The sequence below is a fragment of the Mesorhizobium sp. M0001 genome, from assembly GCF_040324255.1.
GTDB lineage: Bacteria > Pseudomonadota > Alphaproteobacteria > Rhizobiales > Rhizobiaceae > Mesorhizobium.
In genome coordinates this window covers 41,507-56,911 of sequence record NZ_JAMYVS010000001.1, presented here as the reverse complement: position 1 = coordinate 56,911, position 15,405 = coordinate 41,507, and the positions used below count along the sequence as shown (strand labels likewise).

Genomic DNA, 15,405 nt, shown 5'->3' with positions numbered 1-15,405 from the left:
TTCATCCCTCGCCGCCGCGCCGGGACCACAAGCCCCGGCCGGGGTCATAGCCGATGACCGCCGCGAGGAAGAAGGCGACGAGGCAGCCAAGGACCACAACCGCCGCGACAGGATCGAACCGCAGATAGAGCGCGAAGCGTATCAGCTCGACCGCCGAGCTGAACGGGTTCCAGGCGGCGATTGTTGCCAGCACCGGTCCCGCCTCGGCAAGCCGCCACAGCGGATAGAGCGCCGTCGAGGCAAAGAACACCGGAAAGATGACGAAGTTCATGACACCGGCAAAGTTCTCCATCTGTGTCGAAACCGAGGAGACAAGCAGGCCGAACGCGCCAAGCATCAGGCCCGCCAGCACGAGCGCCGGAAATACCGCGACGTAGCCGAGAACGGGCGGCCGCACATCCCAGAAACGCGCGATCAACAGAAACAAATAGACCAGCGGCACGCCGACGATCACGCTGGCCAGCAGGCGCGCCGCAAGCAGGTACCAGCGCGGCAATGGTGCGGTCAGCAACAAGCGCATGCTGCCCATCTCGCGATCGTAGACCATGGCCAGCGAACTCGCCATGGCATGGAAGAGCAGCATCATGGCCGCTAGCCCGGGCACCACATACACGTCATAGAGAACATAGGTCTGGTAGGGTGGCGTGATCGACAGACCGAGAACGGAGCGGAAGCCAGCGGCAAAGATTGCCAGCCAGACCAGCGGCCGTACCATCGCCGAGAGCAGCCGGCCGCGTTGCCGCAACGTGCGCAGCATCTCCCTGCGCAGGATGCCGTTGAGCGCGCGCACCGCGTGAGACGTTTTCATTCGGACTCCGTCAGCGACGCGAAGGCCTCGCCCGTGCTCGCTACACCGAGATCGGTAGCCAGGCGATCGGCGCGGCCGGCCCACCGCATGGTGCCTCGATGCAGCACCACCACATCGTCATCCGCCGTTAGTTCTTCCAGAAAATGTGTTGCCCACAGAACGGCAATGCCGCGCTGGCGGCAAAGCTCCCGCACGTGCCGCTCGAGCGCGCGGCGGCCCGGCACGTCGAGCCCGGTGGTCGGCTCATCCAGCAGCAAAAGGCGTGGGCTATGCATCAGAGCACGTGCGATCTCGACACGGCGACGCTGCCCCCCGGAAAGCGCTCGGGCAGGATCGTCGATCCTGTCCAGCACGTCCAGCCGGCCGAGTTCGTGGATGGAGCGCTCCTTGCTCAAGGCCTGGCTAAGCCCATGCAAGGCCGCGTGGTAACGCAGGTTCTCGCCGGCCGTCAGATCGAGGTCGAGGGTCGGCAACTGGAAGACGACGCCCATCTGCGCCAACGCGGCGGACGGGTTGACATCCATCGCCTGGTCGAAGACATGCACCGAGCCGGAGCGGGCGTGATAAAGACCGGTGATCAGCGAGAACAACGTCGTCTTGCCGGCGCCATTGCGGCCTAGCAAGATGCACATCCTGCCTTGGGCCACAGAGAAAGAGACGCCGTCGAGAACCCGCCGGTTTCCGAAGCTATGGCCCAGATTCTCGACCGACAAGGCGTTCATGGCCCGATCACGACGCCCCACGGCCCCCGCCCCACCGGCAGCGATTTCACCACCTCCTGGTTTTCCAGATCGATAAACGAAATATCGCCGGAATTCCCGTTTGCGCTGACCAGGCGCTTCTCGTCGCCGGAGAGCGCAACGTGCCAGGGTCGTTGACCAACAAGGTAGAGCCGACGGACCGCCAGCGTTTTCACATCGAGTTCCGCAATCCTGTTGGCGGGGCCGAGCGCCACATAGACGGTCGTGCCATCGCGGGACGTCGCCATGCCGACCGCCTGCACACCCTCGCGTCGTATACCCGGCACCTCGAACTCGACTTTGCCGGTCTGCGCGCGCGTTGCCGTGTCGAAGACGGTGACGGTGCCCCGGATCTCCGAGGACACCCAGAATTGCTTACCGTCCGGCGAGAATAAAGCCGCGCGCGGCCGGGTATCGACCAGCAGATTGTCGACGAGTTCAAGCGTGCCTGCGTCGATCAGATGCACCATGCTGGTGGTCTCCGAAGTGCAGGCGACATAGCGGCCGTCGGCGCTGGCCGCCATTCCTTCCGGTTCGACGCCGACATCCACGGTGCCGATGACCTTGGCCGCGGCGATGTCCACCACCGACACCAGATTGTCATTCTCGTTGGCGACGAACAGCCGCTTGCCATCGGGATGGACTGCGAAGAATTCCGGATCGGCTCCCGAAGGCAGTTCCCCGACGACCCGCCGCTTCGCGACGTCGACCACGTCGATGCGGTTGTCGTCGCCTTCCGCGACGAAAAGCATCTTGTTGTCGATCGACAGCGCCAGCCCGCGCGGACGGCGGCCGACATCGATCGTCGCCAGCAAAGTCATTGTCACGCCGTCGACGACCGCGACGGTATTATCCTGCTCATTGGAAACGTAGATGGTCTCGGCGGCGGCGGGAGCAGCAAGAGCGAACGCCGCCAACAACAGCGTCATCAGAACTTGCATGTGCTCTCCTCCAGGTCGATGCCCAGCGTGTCGAGCGGCGTGCGCTGATGCAGGAAGCCCGGTTGCGGTGAGCTGGAAATCAAGAGGCGAGGCCCGGCGATCAAAATGGGCTGGCGCATCTGTCCGTCCCAGGGACGGAAACTAAGCCCCTGCCCCTTGAAGCCAGCGAGAAGAAACGCGTCGCCGCGTATATATCTGCCGATTGCCGCGGGATCGAGACTGTGCAGGCGCGTCGCCGCTTCGCCGGTACTGCGCACAGCGAGCCAGGCCGCGTAGTCGCTGGGCAACATCCAGCGCCCTGCCTGCCTGTGGAAACGGTCCTGCAATTGCGTGGCGCCCCATTCCTCGCTGACAGCGCTCCAGCCTGTGGTGACCAGCCCTTGCGTGCCGGCGACGATTCTCGGCAGCGCAGTGCGGCCCTCCAGATAGGCGCCGAATTCATCCGCCTCGTCGGCGACCACGAGCACATCATAGTCGCTGACCTGCGTGACCGCGGGTATTTCGGTCTGCAGCGTGACATGCCCTGTATCGGCACGTCCGTTGGCGGGCCTGAATGTCCACGGCTGGTCGATCGTGATCTCGGCTCCGAAGCGAGCCGCCGCCCGTCGAAAGGCCGCCGCCATCGCCTGATCCTGCGAATGCGGCCCCACAAGCAGGAACCAACGCTGCCAGCGCTTCCAGGCGAGATATTGCGCCAGCCCGTCGGCGAGCATGGCGCGGCTCGGGATCGTGTGCAGCACGTTCCGACGGCAGTCCTGCTGGCGAAGCTCGTCGTCCGGCGCCCGGCTGTTGAACAACGTCATCTGCTCGGCACCGGGCGCGGCACTGGCCTGTAGAAGCTGACGGGCGTCGAGATCGGCGATGACAAAGGCGATGCCGGCATCGGCGAATTGTCTTACCGCGTCGTCCGGCGTTTCGGTTGGTTTCAATATCCTTTCCTCCAGCCGAAATTTCTGCCCAAGAAACCGGCCGGTGCTTTCGTCGTCGGCAATGCCGAGCCGTGCGCCTTGCAGGCCGTCGTCGGTGACGGTTTCATCAAGGGGTCCAAGGGGCAGAGCCGGTTTGCGCTCCTGGCCGATATACCCGATCACCATCGTCTGTTGCTCGGTGACGCCAGGGCCGGTGATCAGCAAAAGAAAGAGAAGGCCCAGCAACAGTCTCATTGTGTCGCCCCCAGCCCAAAGCGCGACGATCCCGCTTCATCGCCACGAGAGATTGCGACATCGCGCACGATGCGCGCCGGCGATCCCTCCAGAACAATAACCCGATCCCCCAGCGACGAGGCATAGGCGAGATCATGCGTAACCAGCAGCGTGGTAGTCCGCCGACTGGCGAAACAATCCTGCAGCAGGCGGCGCATGGCTTGCGCGGTCGCCTCGTCGAGTGAAGCGAATGGCTCGTCGAGGAGCAGGAGCGCAGGCTCCACGGCGAGCGCCCGGGCAAGCGCTACGCGCCGCGCCATACCGCCCGAGAGTCGCTGCGGATAGCTCTTCTCATTGCCTTTCAGGCCGACAGCGGCAAGCCACCGGGCCGCATCGGGCGCGCGATCCGGGATGGCCAGCTCTACATTGCGCAAGGCGGTGAGCCAGGGCAGCAGCCTCGGTGTCTGGAACAGCATGCCTATCGGAAGCGGTCGTCCGCTCACGCTGCCGCGAAATTCGCGGTCGACGCCCGAAACGATCGACAGCAGCGTCGACTTGCCGACACCGGAAGGGCCGGTCAGGACGCAGACCTGTCCGTCGGCTATATCAAGCGACAGCGCGCGAAAGATCGTCCGGCGCTGGCCGTCGTCACCGGGGAAAGTCTTGTCCTCGATCCTGATCCTCAGCATCAGCGTCGCCAGGCGAACAGACGACGTTCCAACGGCACAAGCAGTCCATACTCTATGGCAAGCATCACAACGCCGAAGCTGATCGCATAGGCAAGGATGTGGGTGACGTCGAAGTTCTGAAAATAGACCTGTAGCTGGAACCCGACGCCGTTGGAGCGGCCGAGCAGTTCGGCGAGCAACACGATCTTCCACGTCAATGCCAGCCCGCTGCGCAGGGTGACGAGAAAGAACGGCGCCAATTGCGGCAGCACGACATGCCGCAGCTTTGCAGCACGCCCGAAGCGATAGAGCTCAGCCATTTCGGCAAAGTCCTTGTCCAGCCGGCTGGCGCCTTCACGAATAGTCACCACGACATTGGGGATCTTGTTGAGCGCGACCGCAAGGACAAGCGCAGTCTCGGCAAGACCAAGCCAGATATAAATTAGAATGACCGTGATCAGCGCCGGCATGTTGAGGAGTAACACGATCCAAGGCCTCATCCATATGTCGGCTCTGTGCGAGCGGCCTGCCGCGTAGCCAAGGGCCGCGCCAATGACGATTGCCGACCCGAGGCTTGCCACGACGCGCGCAAGCGAGATGCCCAAATGGTATGGCAGCTCGCCCCGAACCACTTCGTGCAGGAGAACCGAAACAACCTGGACCGGACCAGGAAACAGGCGATCGGCGGCGATCGATGATGCAATCTGCCAGACGAGCACCATGGTCAGCAATGCCGCAGTGGATTGCGAACGCTGCATTGTGATGGGGAACGCTGGGACATCGGTCATTGGCGCGAGCTCAAGCCGGTATGGCCCGGAAGACACCAGGATCGAGGCTCGTCGCCTTGCCGACCAGATCCTCGCCGCCCAATTCGGCCAGGATTGCAAACAACCGGGCCGCGCCATCACGTTCGTCTTTGCCGAACCGACGAGGGATTCCGGCTCGATAGGCGGCGCGTAACGCCGCCTGTAGGTGAGGATCGTCCGTGCCCAATTGGGGCGCGAGCACCCGCCATTCGTCGTCCGAAGACTCGAGCAGCGACTTCGCTGCCGCGGTCGCGCTCGTGAATCGCGCGAGGGCTATCGGGTTGGCCCGCGCCCAGCTTTCATGGAAGACGTAGCCGAGCATCGGCAAGTCCACGGATACGCCAAGCCCCTGCAGGATTTGCGCGACACTGAGCAGAGGCCTTGCCCCCTCTGACTCGAGACGGGCGGCGAAATTCCAGAACGTCAGCAGTGCATCCAGTCGCCCCGCCAGAAATTCCTGCTCCAACAAAGGCGGCGCGCCGAACACTGGCTCCACCTCTTCAGCAAGATCGCGCTTCACCTGACGGAGGCCGAGCGCGCGCAACAGGATCCAGCTTTTGTCCAGCGGACCACCTGCGATCCCCAGCCTTTTGCCCTTGAGGTCCGCAAGAGTTCGAATGGGCGAGCCTTGCGGCAGTTCCAGCGCGCCGACGGCACGAGAATAGGGATAGAAGACCAGATCAGCGCCTTCGCTGCGCTGGCGCATGACCCACACCCAGTCCGAAACGATGACGTCGACGCTGCCCGCCAGCAATGCGGTCTTACCGGCTTCGGTACCGGCAAGCCGCTGAGCCTCGATTGATACGCCGTGCATAGTGTCCAACGCATGTCGCCGCATGACGTCAACTTCCCAGGCGGCGGTGCCAAATCCCAGCACGCCAAATCGCACGAGCGGCGATGGCTGTGGCGCGGCTTCTGCGGAAGCACCCAATAGCCAGCAACAAATACCCGCAAGAGCGGCCCGCCGCGAGATGTGACCCTGATCATGCCGGGTCAGCCATTCGCCTGGAAGGGTAGCAGTCAGCACGGGCGCACCGGGTGTGAAGGAACTTTCCTAACGCCGTGGCGGCAGGAATGTTCCTCAATGGTGCATGGAACTAACGGGAAAGCACCTAAGGTCCGTTTTTCAGCTCGTATGGCAGCCCGGGGGGCTTGTTCAGGCGAACAGAAGAAGGTGTCAGGGGCTACGGTCCGCTCTTGGCATCATCGACCTCCAACGCGTCCATTACAGGTGCCGGATCGCTCTTTTCGGAGCTCGGGCTCTGCACCCCGGACCCGGCGTTCTCGATCGCTTGCACGATAGCATCTTCGATGTTTCCGAGTTCGTCCTCCCTTACTTCACGCCCATAACCAGCCACCTCGGCATCCTGCTCGAATTGCTGAGCGAGCACCGCGACGCTGACTTCCTCTCGACCAGGAAGTGTGCCGACATTCTCCTGTAGCCAGTTTTGAAAAAACTCTCTGGTCGCGCTCATCTCAGACCACCCTTTCGCCAAACTAAGCGCGACGGTGAGCCGAAGTTCCATGATGCGTTCACTTTCCCAGTGGTGCTGTACTCACAGCGTTGGGAGCCACGAGGTTTTTGCAGGCTTGATGAGGCAGTGGCCTTTCTCTTCACGACTCGATTGGAGTTCACTCTTATTGTGCAGTGTGCATCCTGATTGCGTCCATTTCGACCCTGTGGAACAAGCTCGTTGAGTTGAAGTTAGGCCCGATGCCAAGCTTTTCGGGCGAACCAAGCTTTTCGGGCGCACAAGTTTTTGACGTTGCCATCGTCGGCGGCGGCCCCGCGGGGCTCGCTGCAGCCATGTATTTAGCCAGGTTTCTGCGTTCGGTGATCTCGCTCGACGCGGGGCATGCGCGTGCCAAGCTCATCCCAAAATCCCGCAACTGTCCCGGCTTCCCCGACGGCATCAGCGGGGAAGAACTGCTCGGCCGCCTACGAGCCCAGGCACAGCTATACGGCGCGAGCCTTGTCCATGGTTGCGTAGGCCACGCCGAAAAACGCGAGGTTTTTTTTGTCCTGACGACCACCTGCGGGATTGTCCAAGCAAGGCGCGTGATTCTGGCAACGGGCATTGTGGACAAGGCACCTCCCATTGAAAGACTGGAGGAGGCGATCGCAACCGGCATTGTCAGACTGTGCCCGGTTTGCGATGCATATGAGGCCCGGGGTAGCCGCATCGGCGTTGTTGGTCCGGAGCATCTCGCCGTCAGGGAGGCTCTGTTCCTGAAGGGATATGGCAGTCAGGTCGCCTTGCTCGCCAATAACCAGGATGATGTTTCCGAAGCTGCCCGCGGCGCCGCCTTGGCAGGCGGAGTTGAAATCTGGGACGCTGTCGATGACCTGATCCCTCGACGAACCGGGTTCGATGTCGTCATGGCCGAGGGCGCCCCGATGCGCAACATCGATGTGGTGTACCCTTCGATGGGCAGCGACGTACGCTCCGAACTCGCGGTTGCTCTGGGGGCTAACTGTGACGCAGAAGGCTATGTCCTGGTCAACCGACACCTTGAGACTTCAACGCCAGGACTCTATGCCATTGGCGACGTGGCCGAGGGGCTCAATCAAATTGCTGTTGCGTTCGGAGACGCCGCCAAGGCTGCAACTCACATTCATAACGACCTCCGCGATTGCGCCGAGCCGGCGACGAACTTCCGGCGAAGTTGACCTGCAGATGCGAACGCACCGTACCGGCTCACCTTTGGCTGCGTTGATGCCCGGAACCTGTTCCACCCGGCGTGAGACTACCGGCTTCGGCTTTGCTAGAGTTCTCCCAGGCGCAGCCGCTGGGTTGATGGACGGGCACGCGCTGGCGAACGGCTGGAGGAAGGAATGAAAATTCTCGTCACCGGCGCGTCAGGTCTGATTGGAGCCGCGCTTTGCGCGCGCCTGGCCGGCGAGAGTCATGAAGTGGTCCGCGTGCTTCACCACGCAGACACTGGCGTCCACCCGGAGATCCAAACCGTTTCCCTGGATATGGCGCGGGCCTTGCGACCTCAGGACTGGACCCCCTATCTCGCCGGTGTGGACGCCGTCGTAAACTGTGCCGGCGTCCTGCAGGATAGTGCCCGGGAAAACACCCGGCATGTCCATTCTACCGGCGCCTCGGCTCTCTTCACCGCGTGTGAGCACGCAGGTGTGAATAAGGTGATCCACTTTTCTGCCATCGGGGTCGATCGCCAGCAGCCGTCCGCCTTTTCCGCCAGCAAGCTCGCCGGCGATGAGGCACTGATGGCACGTAGCCTTGACTGGGTCATCCTGCGCCCCTCCGTAGTACTGGGAAGGCCGGCCTTCGGCGCAAGTGCACTTTTTCGCGGCCTCGCGGCGTTGCCGCTCTTGCCGTTGATGCCCGACACGGGCCGTCTCCAAGTCGTCCAACTCGATGACGTGATCTCCACCGTCCTGTTCTTCCTCAAACCCGGCAGCCCATCGCACCTCACGCTGGACCTGGCTGGGCCCGAGGCACTTTCGATGAGCGAGGTCGTGGGTCGCTATCGCCGCTGGTTCGGATGGAGCAGTGCTCGGGAGTTCATCTTGCCCAATTGGGCCGCAGCTATTTTGTACAGGTTCGGGGATGCCGCGGCTCAGCTGGGCTGGCGCCCGCCGATGCGCAGCAATGCAGCAAAAGAGATTGCCCGTGGCGCTGTCGGCGATCCCCAACCCTGGATGACGGCGACCGGCATTCAACCATCAAGTCTTACATCTGCACTGCGTTTAAATCCTGCGGCGGTGCAGGAGCGATGGTTCGCCGGTCTTTACTTCGTCAAGCCGGCGCTCTTTGTCATCTTGCCGCTCTTCTGGATCATGACGGGCATCATTTCCCTCACTGCCGGCTGGCGCAGCGGAGTTGATTTGCTGATTGGCACTGCTGCCGGCCCCTTGGCCGAACCGGCGGTAGTCGCCGGCGCGCTGGCTGACATCGCCGTCGGGGCGCTTATCGCCTGGCGCCCAACCAGCCGGCTTGGTCTTTTCGGCGCAATCGCGGTATCGCTTTTCTATGCGATCGCTGGGAGCATTCTGCGGCCGGATCTTTGGCTTGAGCCACTCGGGCCGTTGATCAAAATCCTCCCGATCCTCGTTCTGCATTTTGCAGCGCTGGCCATTCTGGAGGAACGCTGATGACGTACTTCGTGCTTAAATACCTGCACGTGATCGGCGCTGCTGTGCTGCTCGGAACTGGTGCCGGCATTGCTTTTTTCATGCTTTTGGCACACCGGACCGGGAATGCCGCGACGATCGCAGCCGTCGCCCGCATTGTCGTGCTGGCTGATTTCCTGTTCACGGCTACGGCCGTTATCGCACAACCTCTGACCGGACTGGGCCTCGCTAGGGTTGCGGGGTATTCGCTGTCCGAAGGATGGATCGTTCTCTCGATCCTGCTCTACATCTTGACGGGCCTGTTCTGGCTGCCTGTCGTGTGGATGCAGATCGAGATGCGAAATCTAGCCACACAGGCCGCACTCTCCAACCAACCTCCTCCCGAGCGCTACCATCAGCTGTTCAGACGCTGGTTTGTCTTCGGCTTCCCAGCTTTCGGCGCCGTGCTCGCCATTTTCTGGCTGATGATTGCGCGCCCGGCAATCGAGTGGTCATCGTTGTAGCTGCGATCGGCAAGCACTGCGCCGTGAATTCATCCGTCGCGCCTAGCTGGTTCGTGCCGGCGCGATGCACTGCGGTCGGGAACCACGGTCACTGCCGCGAGTTCTTTCGCATGGCCAATCATCCCGTCACCGGCGTGCTTACCTCAATCGGCACATTAACCTCCCGCCCCGCGGCATTCCTGATCCTGTTGGTCTACGCAATCCTTTGGATGATCTTCGAGCGACAGACCCTGGACTGGCATGGAGCGGCTACCTTGTTTACGTGGGCCATGACGCTGTTCATCCAGCGTGCCGAGCACCGCGACACTCAGGCCATTCACGCCAAACTGGATGAGATCCTGCGATCAGACCACAATGCCTCGAACATCACGCGGATCGACGATGAAGAGCCCGAGGAAATCGAAAAACACCGCCACCGCAGGCAGCAGGACGACTGATGAGCGGCGTTTTGGTTTCACGGCAGGACGAGTAGCGGGTTTCCAGCTTTTGACGCCTATCCAGCCTCGCCGCCTCCTGCGCTCAGGCCCAGGCCTTCGATCCTTGCTGCGGCTGTGGTTCAGCGACCGAAGGATCGGAGCCTCTATTGTTCCACCGCATCCAGAAATTGGCCCGAGAACCAGGTCGGGCAAATCGGCCGGCTCGAAATGTGTCATTCGCCTTTCTGGTTGCGCTCGACGAACTTGTTGAAACGGCTGGTTTGTCCGTCACCAGTCTTGGACTGGTAAAGAAAGGCCAGATCGTTCTCGTCGAATATGCGGAAGAACTCGTCCCATTCGACCGGCTCGAATGCTTCCTCGGGTTTGCCGAAGTCGATCCGCAGGATGCCGCCCGCCCCTTTGGTGCGAACCACTGCCGGCCGTCCATCCCGCTCCTCGGCCCATTTGCGGATTTCGTCGTGATTGGTGGTCGTTTGCGACTGGGACATTGAAATCTCCTTTGATCATCGGCGTTGCCAACATCGGGCATCGTCGGGGCTGCCGGCGTCCTAACAGCACAAGGGCGGCAATGTTCCGGCACGGCGCGGCGAGCGCGATGTGGCTGCTTCCGAACGAAGCCGGCCAAAGGAACTTTGTTGAAGCCAAGGGAACAAACCTTTTGCCGAAAAGTTCGGGTCGCCAAGATTACCTGTCTGAGGAGTGGTCGTGAAACGGATATTGGTTACAGGGGGCTGCGGCTTCATTGGCCGGCATGTCGCCCAGGAACTCATCGAGCAGGATTATTCGGTTCGCATTTTGGATGTGCTGCTGGAGCAGGTGCACGCAGGCGAAACAGTCGCCCTTCCCGCCGGGGCCGAGCTGATCAAGGGCGACATTCGGGACCGGGAGGCGGTCGCCAAGGCGCTGGAAGGCATTGACGCGGTCATTCATCTGGCCGCGGAAGTCGGCGTCGGACAGTCGATGTACGAGATCGCGCGCTATGTCGGCACCAACGATCTCGGCACCGCGACGCTGCTCGAGGCGCTGATCAAACACCCGGTCGAGCGCATTGTCGTCGCCTCATCGATGAGTGTCTATGGCGAGGGCCTCTATGCTACATCGGACGGCCGGCGCATCGACAATGCCCGGCGCAAGGCGAGCGACATCAAAAACGGGCAATGGAATCCGCTGTCGCCGGAAGGCGAGCCCCTCTCCCCCCTGCCGACGGACGAGGAAAAGCCGGTCGATCTCGCCTCTATTTATGCACTGACGAAATACGCCCAGGAACGCGCCGTGCTGATCTTCGGCGAAGCCTATGGCATCGATGCGGTCGCGCTGCGCCTGTTCAACGTCTTCGGCGCCGGCCAGGCGTTATCGAACCCCTATACCGGCGTGTTGGCCAATTTTGCTTCGCGTCTCGCCAACGGCCAACGTCCAATGATCTTCGAGGATGGCGAACAGAAACGCGATTTCGTCCATGTGGATGACGTCGCCCGCGCCTTTCGTCTTGCGCTGCAGCAACGCCAGGCAAGGGGTCACGTCATCAACATCGGCAGCGGCCGAGCCTATGCCATCAGCGACGTCGCGCGGGTACTTGCCGAGGCCATGGGAACGCCGGACCGCTCGCCAGAGTTGCTCGGCAAGGCGCGCTCCGGGGATATCCGCAACTGCTTCGCCGATATTTCCAAGGCCCGTGAGCTGCTCGGTTTCGAGCCGAGGCAACAACTGGAGAATTCCCTCGCCGATTTCGTTTCCTGGGTGCGCAACTCGTCCGCCATCGACCGCGGCGCCGACATGAAACGCGAGCTTGAAGAACGTGGGCTGGTGTCATGAATACGCGCAATCGACGCGACGCGCCCGTCGCCATTGTCGGCGGCAGCGGCTTCATAGGATCGAACCTGGCCGACAGCCTGTTGTCGGATGGCGAGCCGGTGCTGGTGATCGACAATCTCAGCCGCCCCGGCGTCGAACAGAACCTTGAATGGCTGGTGCAGAAACACGGAAGCCGCCTCATGGTCGAAACGATTGACGTGCGCGACGCCAACGCGCTTGCGCCCGTTCTGAAGAGTTCCAAGGCGATCTTCCACCTGGCCGCGCAAACCGCCGTCACAACGAGCCTGGTCCAACCGGACGAGGATTTCGACATCAACCTTCGAGGAACGTTCAATGTCCTCGAGGCGGCGCGGCTGAGCAGTGAGTTTGTTCCGGTGGTCTTCGCCAGCACCAACAAGGTCTATGGCAGCCTGCCCGACGTCGCGGTGCGCGAGGACGGCGATCGTTACCTGCCTTGCGACGGCATCATCCAAGCGAATGGCATCGACGAGACCCACGGCCTGGATTTCTGCACGCCCTATGGCTGCTCCAAAGGCGCGGCGGACCAATATGTGCTCGACTATGCCAAATCCTACGGCATGCCCACGGCGGTGCTGCGGATGAGCTGCATCTACGGGCCGCGCCAGTTCGGAACCGAGGATCAAGGCTGGGTCGCGCACTTCCTGCTGAGTGCGCTGACGGGACGTCCAATCACCATTTACGGCGACGGCAGACAAGTGCGCGATATACTGCATGTCTCCGATGCGGTCGCCGCCTACAGGGCCACGCTCGATCGTATCGAGACGACCAAAGGCCAGGCATTCAATCTTGGCGGCGGCCCCGATAATGCGATCAGCCTGCGCATGCTGTTGAGCGAGATCCGTAGCTTGACCGGCCGTGAGCTTTCGATCCGCCATGATGACGAACGCACCGGCGATCAGCCCTTCTTCGTCGCCGACACCCGCAAGATCAAAGCGATGCTTGGCTGGAAAGCTCGTGTTTCATGGCGCGAAGGCATTCGCGATCTCGCAGACTGGCTGCAACAACACCGGCTCCAGCCTCGCCCCGAAGTCGTGAGGTACGTCGCATGAAAATCGCCCTGGTAAACCCGTTCTGGACCTATGACGACAGCATCTATTTCGGCTGCCGCCAACCACATCTCCCGCTGGAACTCGGCTATTCGAAATCCCTCCTCGAAACAGCCGGCCATGAGGTGTTGATGCTGGATGGGCAATTGCAGAAGCTCGACAACTCGGACCTCTCCGAGCGTGTGGCTGATTTCGCGCCTGCAATGACGGTCGTCACTACCGCCCCGACTTATCTGTTCTGGCGCTGCGCACCACCCGAGTTGCGCGTGCCGGCCGATTTCCTCAACCGTCTCGCCGGGCGCGGTGGACGCACAGTCGCGGTCGGGCCGCATGGCTCGGCTACGCCCGCGCCAACCTTGCGCAAGCTTGGCGTCGACATTGTTGTGCGCGGCGAATGCGAGGAAATCGTCGCGGAACTTGCCCGGCGCGACGACTGGAGCGCGGTCCCCTCGACCGCTTACCTGCGCGACGCCAAGGTGGTTTTGAACGGCGGCGTCCACGCCAGCTCGTTTGTCGATCATCCGCCACTCCAATGGCCATCAGACTGGATCGCAGCCCATTCGCATCACCATCACAGGTTCGATGACAAGCAGGTTGGGTTCGGCGCGGAGGTCGAAGCATCGCGCGGCTGCCCCTACAATTGCAGCTTCTGCGCCAAGATCGATTTCCGCGATGCCTATCGCCGCCGCAACCACGAGGCGGTCATAGCGGAAATCGATCGGCTGATTGCCCAGGGCGTCGGCTACATTTATTTCATCGATGAAATCTTCCTGCCGCAAAAAGCGCTGTTGGAAGCGTTGATCCATCGCGACGTGAAGTTCGGTGTGCAGACCCGCATCGACCTTTGGAAGCCCGAGCTGCTGGAATTGCTTGGTGCGGCCGGCTGCGTCTCCATCGAGGCCGGTCTCGAAAGCCTGACCGTGGAAGGTCGTGCGATGCTCGCGAAGCGCTGCCGGCTGGGTACCGAGGAACTCGCCGCGCTGCTCGTCAATGCCAGGCGTCACGTTCCATTCGTACAGGCCAATCTGATCGGCGTCGTCGAGGATGACCCTGCCCTCGTCGATTACTGGCGAACGCACCTCATCGACAACGGCGTATGGGCCAATGAACCCGTACCGCTTTATCCATATCCGAGTTCGCCAAGCTATCGCGAGCTTTGGGGCGAACCCGATGACCTCGCCTGGGAGCGCGCCCATGATCACTATCTCGCATCATTCCAGAAGTTCAGCGATATCCAGGAAAGGCGCCCGCGTCCGCTGGCGGAACTGGAGGCGACATGTTGCGGACACTGACGCCGCGCTCGCGGCGCATCCTGATGACGGTCGATGCCGTGGGCGGCGTGTGGCGCTATGCGCTCGACCTGGCCAGGGAACTTGTCAACGGCGGCGATAGCGTAGTGCTTGCCGGTCTCGGTCCGCCACCGTCCAGGCACCAGGCCGACGAGGCGGAGGCTTTCGCGAAGCTGATCTGGCTGAACACGCCGCCGGATTGGATGACCCGCAACGGCGGTGATCTCGACGCGCTGCCGCGGGAGTTGCATGCGCCCATGCGCGACCACGCCATCGACCTTGTCCATTTCAACGCGCCTTCGCAGGCGGCGGGATTCGACGCGCCATGCCCGGTCGTGGTGGTCTCCCATTCCTGCGTGACGACCTGGTTCCATGCGGTCAGAGGACAGGCGGCGGATGGGGCATGGGCCTGGCAGAAGGAGCGCAACAGACGCGGCATGGATCGGGCCGACGCGGTCATCGCGCCGAGCCGCAGCCATGCCGACATGCTAGAGACCTGCTACGGCCCGATCGCGCGCTTGAGTGTGGTCACAAATGGTGCCCGTCCTCTGCCGAAGGCCGAAAAGCATCAACCGCTCGTCTTCGCCGCTGCCCGCTGGTGGGACGAGGGCAAAAATGCGGCGGTGGTCGATCAGGCGGCGTCCCTGACGCGATGGCCTCTGTTTGCCGCCGGTTCGACGAACGGCCCAAACGGCGAGCATGTCAGCTTCAGCCATGCTGTTCCTCTGGGAGCAGTGCCGTCCGATGAGGTGCGTTCGTTGATGGCTCGCGCGGGTATTTTCGTATCGCCATCGCTCTACGAGCCATTCGGCCTGGCCGCGCTGGAAGCCGCCATGTCGGCTACGCCCCTGGTGCTTTCCGATATCGCCACCTATCGCGAACTATGGGACGGGGCCGCGATATTCTTTGACGCGCGCGATCCGCACGATCTCGCTGCCTGCCTCAACCGTCTCTCCAGCGATGCCGAGCTCCGGCGAGAGCTTGGCCAGGCAGCCATCCGACGCAGCCGCAGGTTTAGGCTGACAAAGCAGACAGCGGCTATGCGCGGCGTCTACGACAAAGCGGCCTTAGCGATGGCGGAGCGCTGATC

At 62.2% G+C, this 15,405-nt stretch carries 17 protein-coding genes; 8 read left to right on the top strand and 9 right to left on the bottom strand.

From position 1 onward, the window contains the following. Nucleotide 1: 1 nt before the first annotated feature. The 8 genes from NKK50_RS00280 to NKK50_RS00245 form a co-directional block, all read right to left on the bottom strand. Nucleotides 2-808, bottom strand: coding sequence for a lanthanide ABC transporter permease protein PedC (locus NKK50_RS00280; RefSeq protein WP_023729521.1), 807 nt, complete (start codon nt 806-808; stop codon nt 2-4). Further along, the gene (locus tag NKK50_RS00275) at nt 805-1,530 is read right to left on the bottom strand and encodes a lanthanide ABC transporter ATP-binding protein PedB/LutE (RefSeq protein ID WP_023824782.1); all 726 of its coding nucleotides are present in this window, start codon (nt 1,528-1,530) and stop codon (nt 805-807) included. The genes NKK50_RS00280 and NKK50_RS00275 overlap by 4 nt, the downstream gene beginning before the upstream one ends. Next, the gene (locus NKK50_RS00270) at nt 1,527-2,477 is read right to left on the bottom strand and encodes a PQQ-dependent catabolism-associated beta-propeller protein (protein ID WP_352543000.1); all 951 of its coding nucleotides are present in this window, start codon (nt 2,475-2,477) and stop codon (nt 1,527-1,529) included. Before NKK50_RS00270 ends, NKK50_RS00275 begins: the two co-directional genes overlap by 4 nt. After that, entirely contained in the window at nt 2,477-3,652 is a 1,176-nt protein-coding gene (locus NKK50_RS00265) for a lanthanide ABC transporter ABC transporter substrate-binding protein PedA1 (protein ID WP_023833990.1), read from the bottom strand. Before NKK50_RS00265 ends, NKK50_RS00270 begins: the two co-directional genes overlap by 1 nt. Beyond that, nucleotides 3,649-4,320, bottom strand: coding sequence for an ABC transporter ATP-binding protein (locus NKK50_RS00260; RefSeq protein WP_031204093.1), 672 nt, complete (start codon nt 4,318-4,320; stop codon nt 3,649-3,651). The genes NKK50_RS00265 and NKK50_RS00260 overlap by 4 nt, the downstream gene beginning before the upstream one ends. Continuing rightward, nucleotides 4,320-5,087 carry an ABC transporter permease gene (locus tag NKK50_RS00255; protein WP_023833991.1) on the bottom strand — a complete coding sequence of 256 codons (768 nt, stop codon included), beginning with the start codon at nt 5,085-5,087 and terminating at the stop codon, nt 4,320-4,322. Before NKK50_RS00255 ends, NKK50_RS00260 begins: the two co-directional genes overlap by 1 nt. Nucleotides 5,088-5,097: 10 nt before the next feature. Further along, a complete protein-coding gene (locus NKK50_RS00250) occupies nt 5,098-6,132 on the bottom strand; it encodes an ABC transporter substrate-binding protein (protein WP_031204096.1) in 1,035 nt (344 codons plus the stop codon). Between the two features lie 157 nt (nt 6,133-6,289). After that, nucleotides 6,290-6,631, bottom strand: a complete 342-nt coding sequence (locus NKK50_RS00245; protein ID WP_023696361.1) for a DUF768 domain-containing protein — start codon at nt 6,629-6,631, stop codon at nt 6,290-6,292. 188 nt (nt 6,632-6,819) lie between these two features. Here NKK50_RS00245 and NKK50_RS00240 point away from each other — a divergent pair, with 188 nt between their 5' ends. The 4 genes from NKK50_RS00240 (at nt 6,820) to NKK50_RS00225 (ending at nt 10,147) form a co-directional block, all read left to right on the top strand. Beyond that, on the top strand, nt 6,820-7,776 hold the full coding sequence (locus NKK50_RS00240; protein WP_031201448.1) for an NAD(P)/FAD-dependent oxidoreductase: 957 nt from the start codon (nt 6,820-6,822) through the stop codon (nt 7,774-7,776). Nucleotides 7,777-7,941: 165 nt separating this feature from the next. Then, nucleotides 7,942-9,228: an SDR family oxidoreductase gene (locus NKK50_RS00235; RefSeq protein WP_031204098.1), complete on the top strand. Its 1,287-nt coding sequence runs from the start codon at nt 7,942-7,944 to the stop codon at nt 9,226-9,228. Further along, complete coding sequence (locus NKK50_RS00230) at nt 9,228-9,710, top strand: DUF2269 family protein (RefSeq protein ID WP_023741841.1); 483 nt, start codon at nt 9,228-9,230, stop codon at nt 9,708-9,710. Before NKK50_RS00235 ends, NKK50_RS00230 begins: the two co-directional genes overlap by 1 nt. A gap of 110 nt (nt 9,711-9,820) precedes the next feature. Then, entirely contained in the window at nt 9,821-10,147 is a 327-nt protein-coding gene (locus NKK50_RS00225; protein ID WP_023681103.1) for a low affinity iron permease family protein, read from the top strand. 212 nt (nt 10,148-10,359) lie between these two features. On the opposite strand, the gene NKK50_RS00220 is transcribed toward NKK50_RS00225, so the two are convergent. Further along, nucleotides 10,360-10,635 (bottom strand): hypothetical protein, encoded by a 276-nt coding sequence (locus tag NKK50_RS00220; RefSeq protein WP_023667991.1) that lies wholly within the window; start codon nt 10,633-10,635, stop codon nt 10,360-10,362. A gap of 217 nt (nt 10,636-10,852) precedes the next feature. Between NKK50_RS00220 and NKK50_RS00215 the strand changes: the two genes are divergently transcribed. Genes NKK50_RS00215 through NKK50_RS00200 form a run of 4 tightly spaced genes read left to right on the top strand, consistent with a single transcriptional unit; the run spans nt 10,853 to nt 15,403 of the window. After that, complete coding sequence (locus NKK50_RS00215; protein ID WP_023833995.1) at nt 10,853-11,959, top strand: NAD-dependent epimerase/dehydratase family protein; 1,107 nt, start codon at nt 10,853-10,855, stop codon at nt 11,957-11,959. Continuing rightward, complete coding sequence (locus NKK50_RS00210; RefSeq protein ID WP_023833996.1) at nt 11,956-13,029, top strand: GDP-mannose 4,6-dehydratase; 1,074 nt, start codon at nt 11,956-11,958, stop codon at nt 13,027-13,029. Before NKK50_RS00215 ends, NKK50_RS00210 begins: the two co-directional genes overlap by 4 nt. Further along, nucleotides 13,026-14,318: a TIGR04295 family B12-binding domain-containing radical SAM protein gene (locus NKK50_RS00205; RefSeq protein WP_023833997.1), complete on the top strand. Its 1,293-nt coding sequence runs from the start codon at nt 13,026-13,028 to the stop codon at nt 14,316-14,318. Before NKK50_RS00210 ends, NKK50_RS00205 begins: the two co-directional genes overlap by 4 nt. Then, complete coding sequence (locus NKK50_RS00200; RefSeq protein ID WP_023744470.1) at nt 14,303-15,403, top strand: glycosyltransferase family 4 protein; 1,101 nt, start codon at nt 14,303-14,305, stop codon at nt 15,401-15,403. The genes NKK50_RS00205 and NKK50_RS00200 overlap by 16 nt, the downstream gene beginning before the upstream one ends. The last annotated feature ends 2 nt before the right edge of the window (nt 15,404-15,405 follow it).

What these genes read in the sequence shown, in the direction of transcription:
- NKK50_RS00280 (WP_023729521.1), bottom strand. Translation starts at nt 808, where the DNA reads ATGAAAACGTCTCACGCGGTGCGCGCGCTCAACGGCATCCTGCGCAGG.
- NKK50_RS00275 (WP_023824782.1), bottom strand. Translation starts at nt 1,530, where the DNA reads ATGAACGCCTTGTCGGTCGAGAATCTGGGCCATAGCTTCGGAAACCGG.
- NKK50_RS00270 (WP_352543000.1), bottom strand. Translation starts at nt 2,477, where the DNA reads ATGACGCTGTTGTTGGCGGCGTTCGCTCTTGCTGCTCCCGCCGCCGCC.
- NKK50_RS00265 (WP_023833990.1), bottom strand. Translation starts at nt 3,652, where the DNA reads ATGAGACTGTTGCTGGGCCTTCTCTTTCTTTTGCTGATCACCGGCCCT.
- NKK50_RS00260 (WP_031204093.1), bottom strand. Translation starts at nt 4,320, where the DNA reads ATGCTGAGGATCAGGATCGAGGACAAGACTTTCCCCGGTGACGACGGC.
- NKK50_RS00255 (WP_023833991.1), bottom strand. Translation starts at nt 5,087, where the DNA reads ATGACCGATGTCCCAGCGTTCCCCATCACAATGCAGCGTTCGCAATCC.
- NKK50_RS00245 (WP_023696361.1), bottom strand. Translation starts at nt 6,631, where the DNA reads ATGGAACTTCGGCTCACCGTCGCGCTTAGTTTGGCGAAAGGGTGGTCT.
- NKK50_RS00240 (WP_031201448.1), top strand. Translation starts at nt 6,820, where the DNA reads ATGCCAAGCTTTTCGGGCGAACCAAGCTTTTCGGGCGCACAAGTTTTT.
- NKK50_RS00235 (WP_031204098.1), top strand. Translation starts at nt 7,942, where the DNA reads ATGAAAATTCTCGTCACCGGCGCGTCAGGTCTGATTGGAGCCGCGCTT.
- NKK50_RS00230 (WP_023741841.1), top strand. Translation starts at nt 9,228, where the DNA reads ATGACGTACTTCGTGCTTAAATACCTGCACGTGATCGGCGCTGCTGTG.
- NKK50_RS00225 (WP_023681103.1), top strand. Translation starts at nt 9,821, where the DNA reads ATGGCCAATCATCCCGTCACCGGCGTGCTTACCTCAATCGGCACATTA.
- NKK50_RS00220 (WP_023667991.1), bottom strand. Translation starts at nt 10,635, where the DNA reads ATGTCCCAGTCGCAAACGACCACCAATCACGACGAAATCCGCAAATGG.
- NKK50_RS00210 (WP_023833996.1), top strand. Translation starts at nt 11,956, where the DNA reads ATGAATACGCGCAATCGACGCGACGCGCCCGTCGCCATTGTCGGCGGC.
- NKK50_RS00205 (WP_023833997.1), top strand. Translation starts at nt 13,026, where the DNA reads ATGAAAATCGCCCTGGTAAACCCGTTCTGGACCTATGACGACAGCATC.
- NKK50_RS00200 (WP_023744470.1), top strand. Translation starts at nt 14,303, where the DNA reads ATGTTGCGGACACTGACGCCGCGCTCGCGGCGCATCCTGATGACGGTC.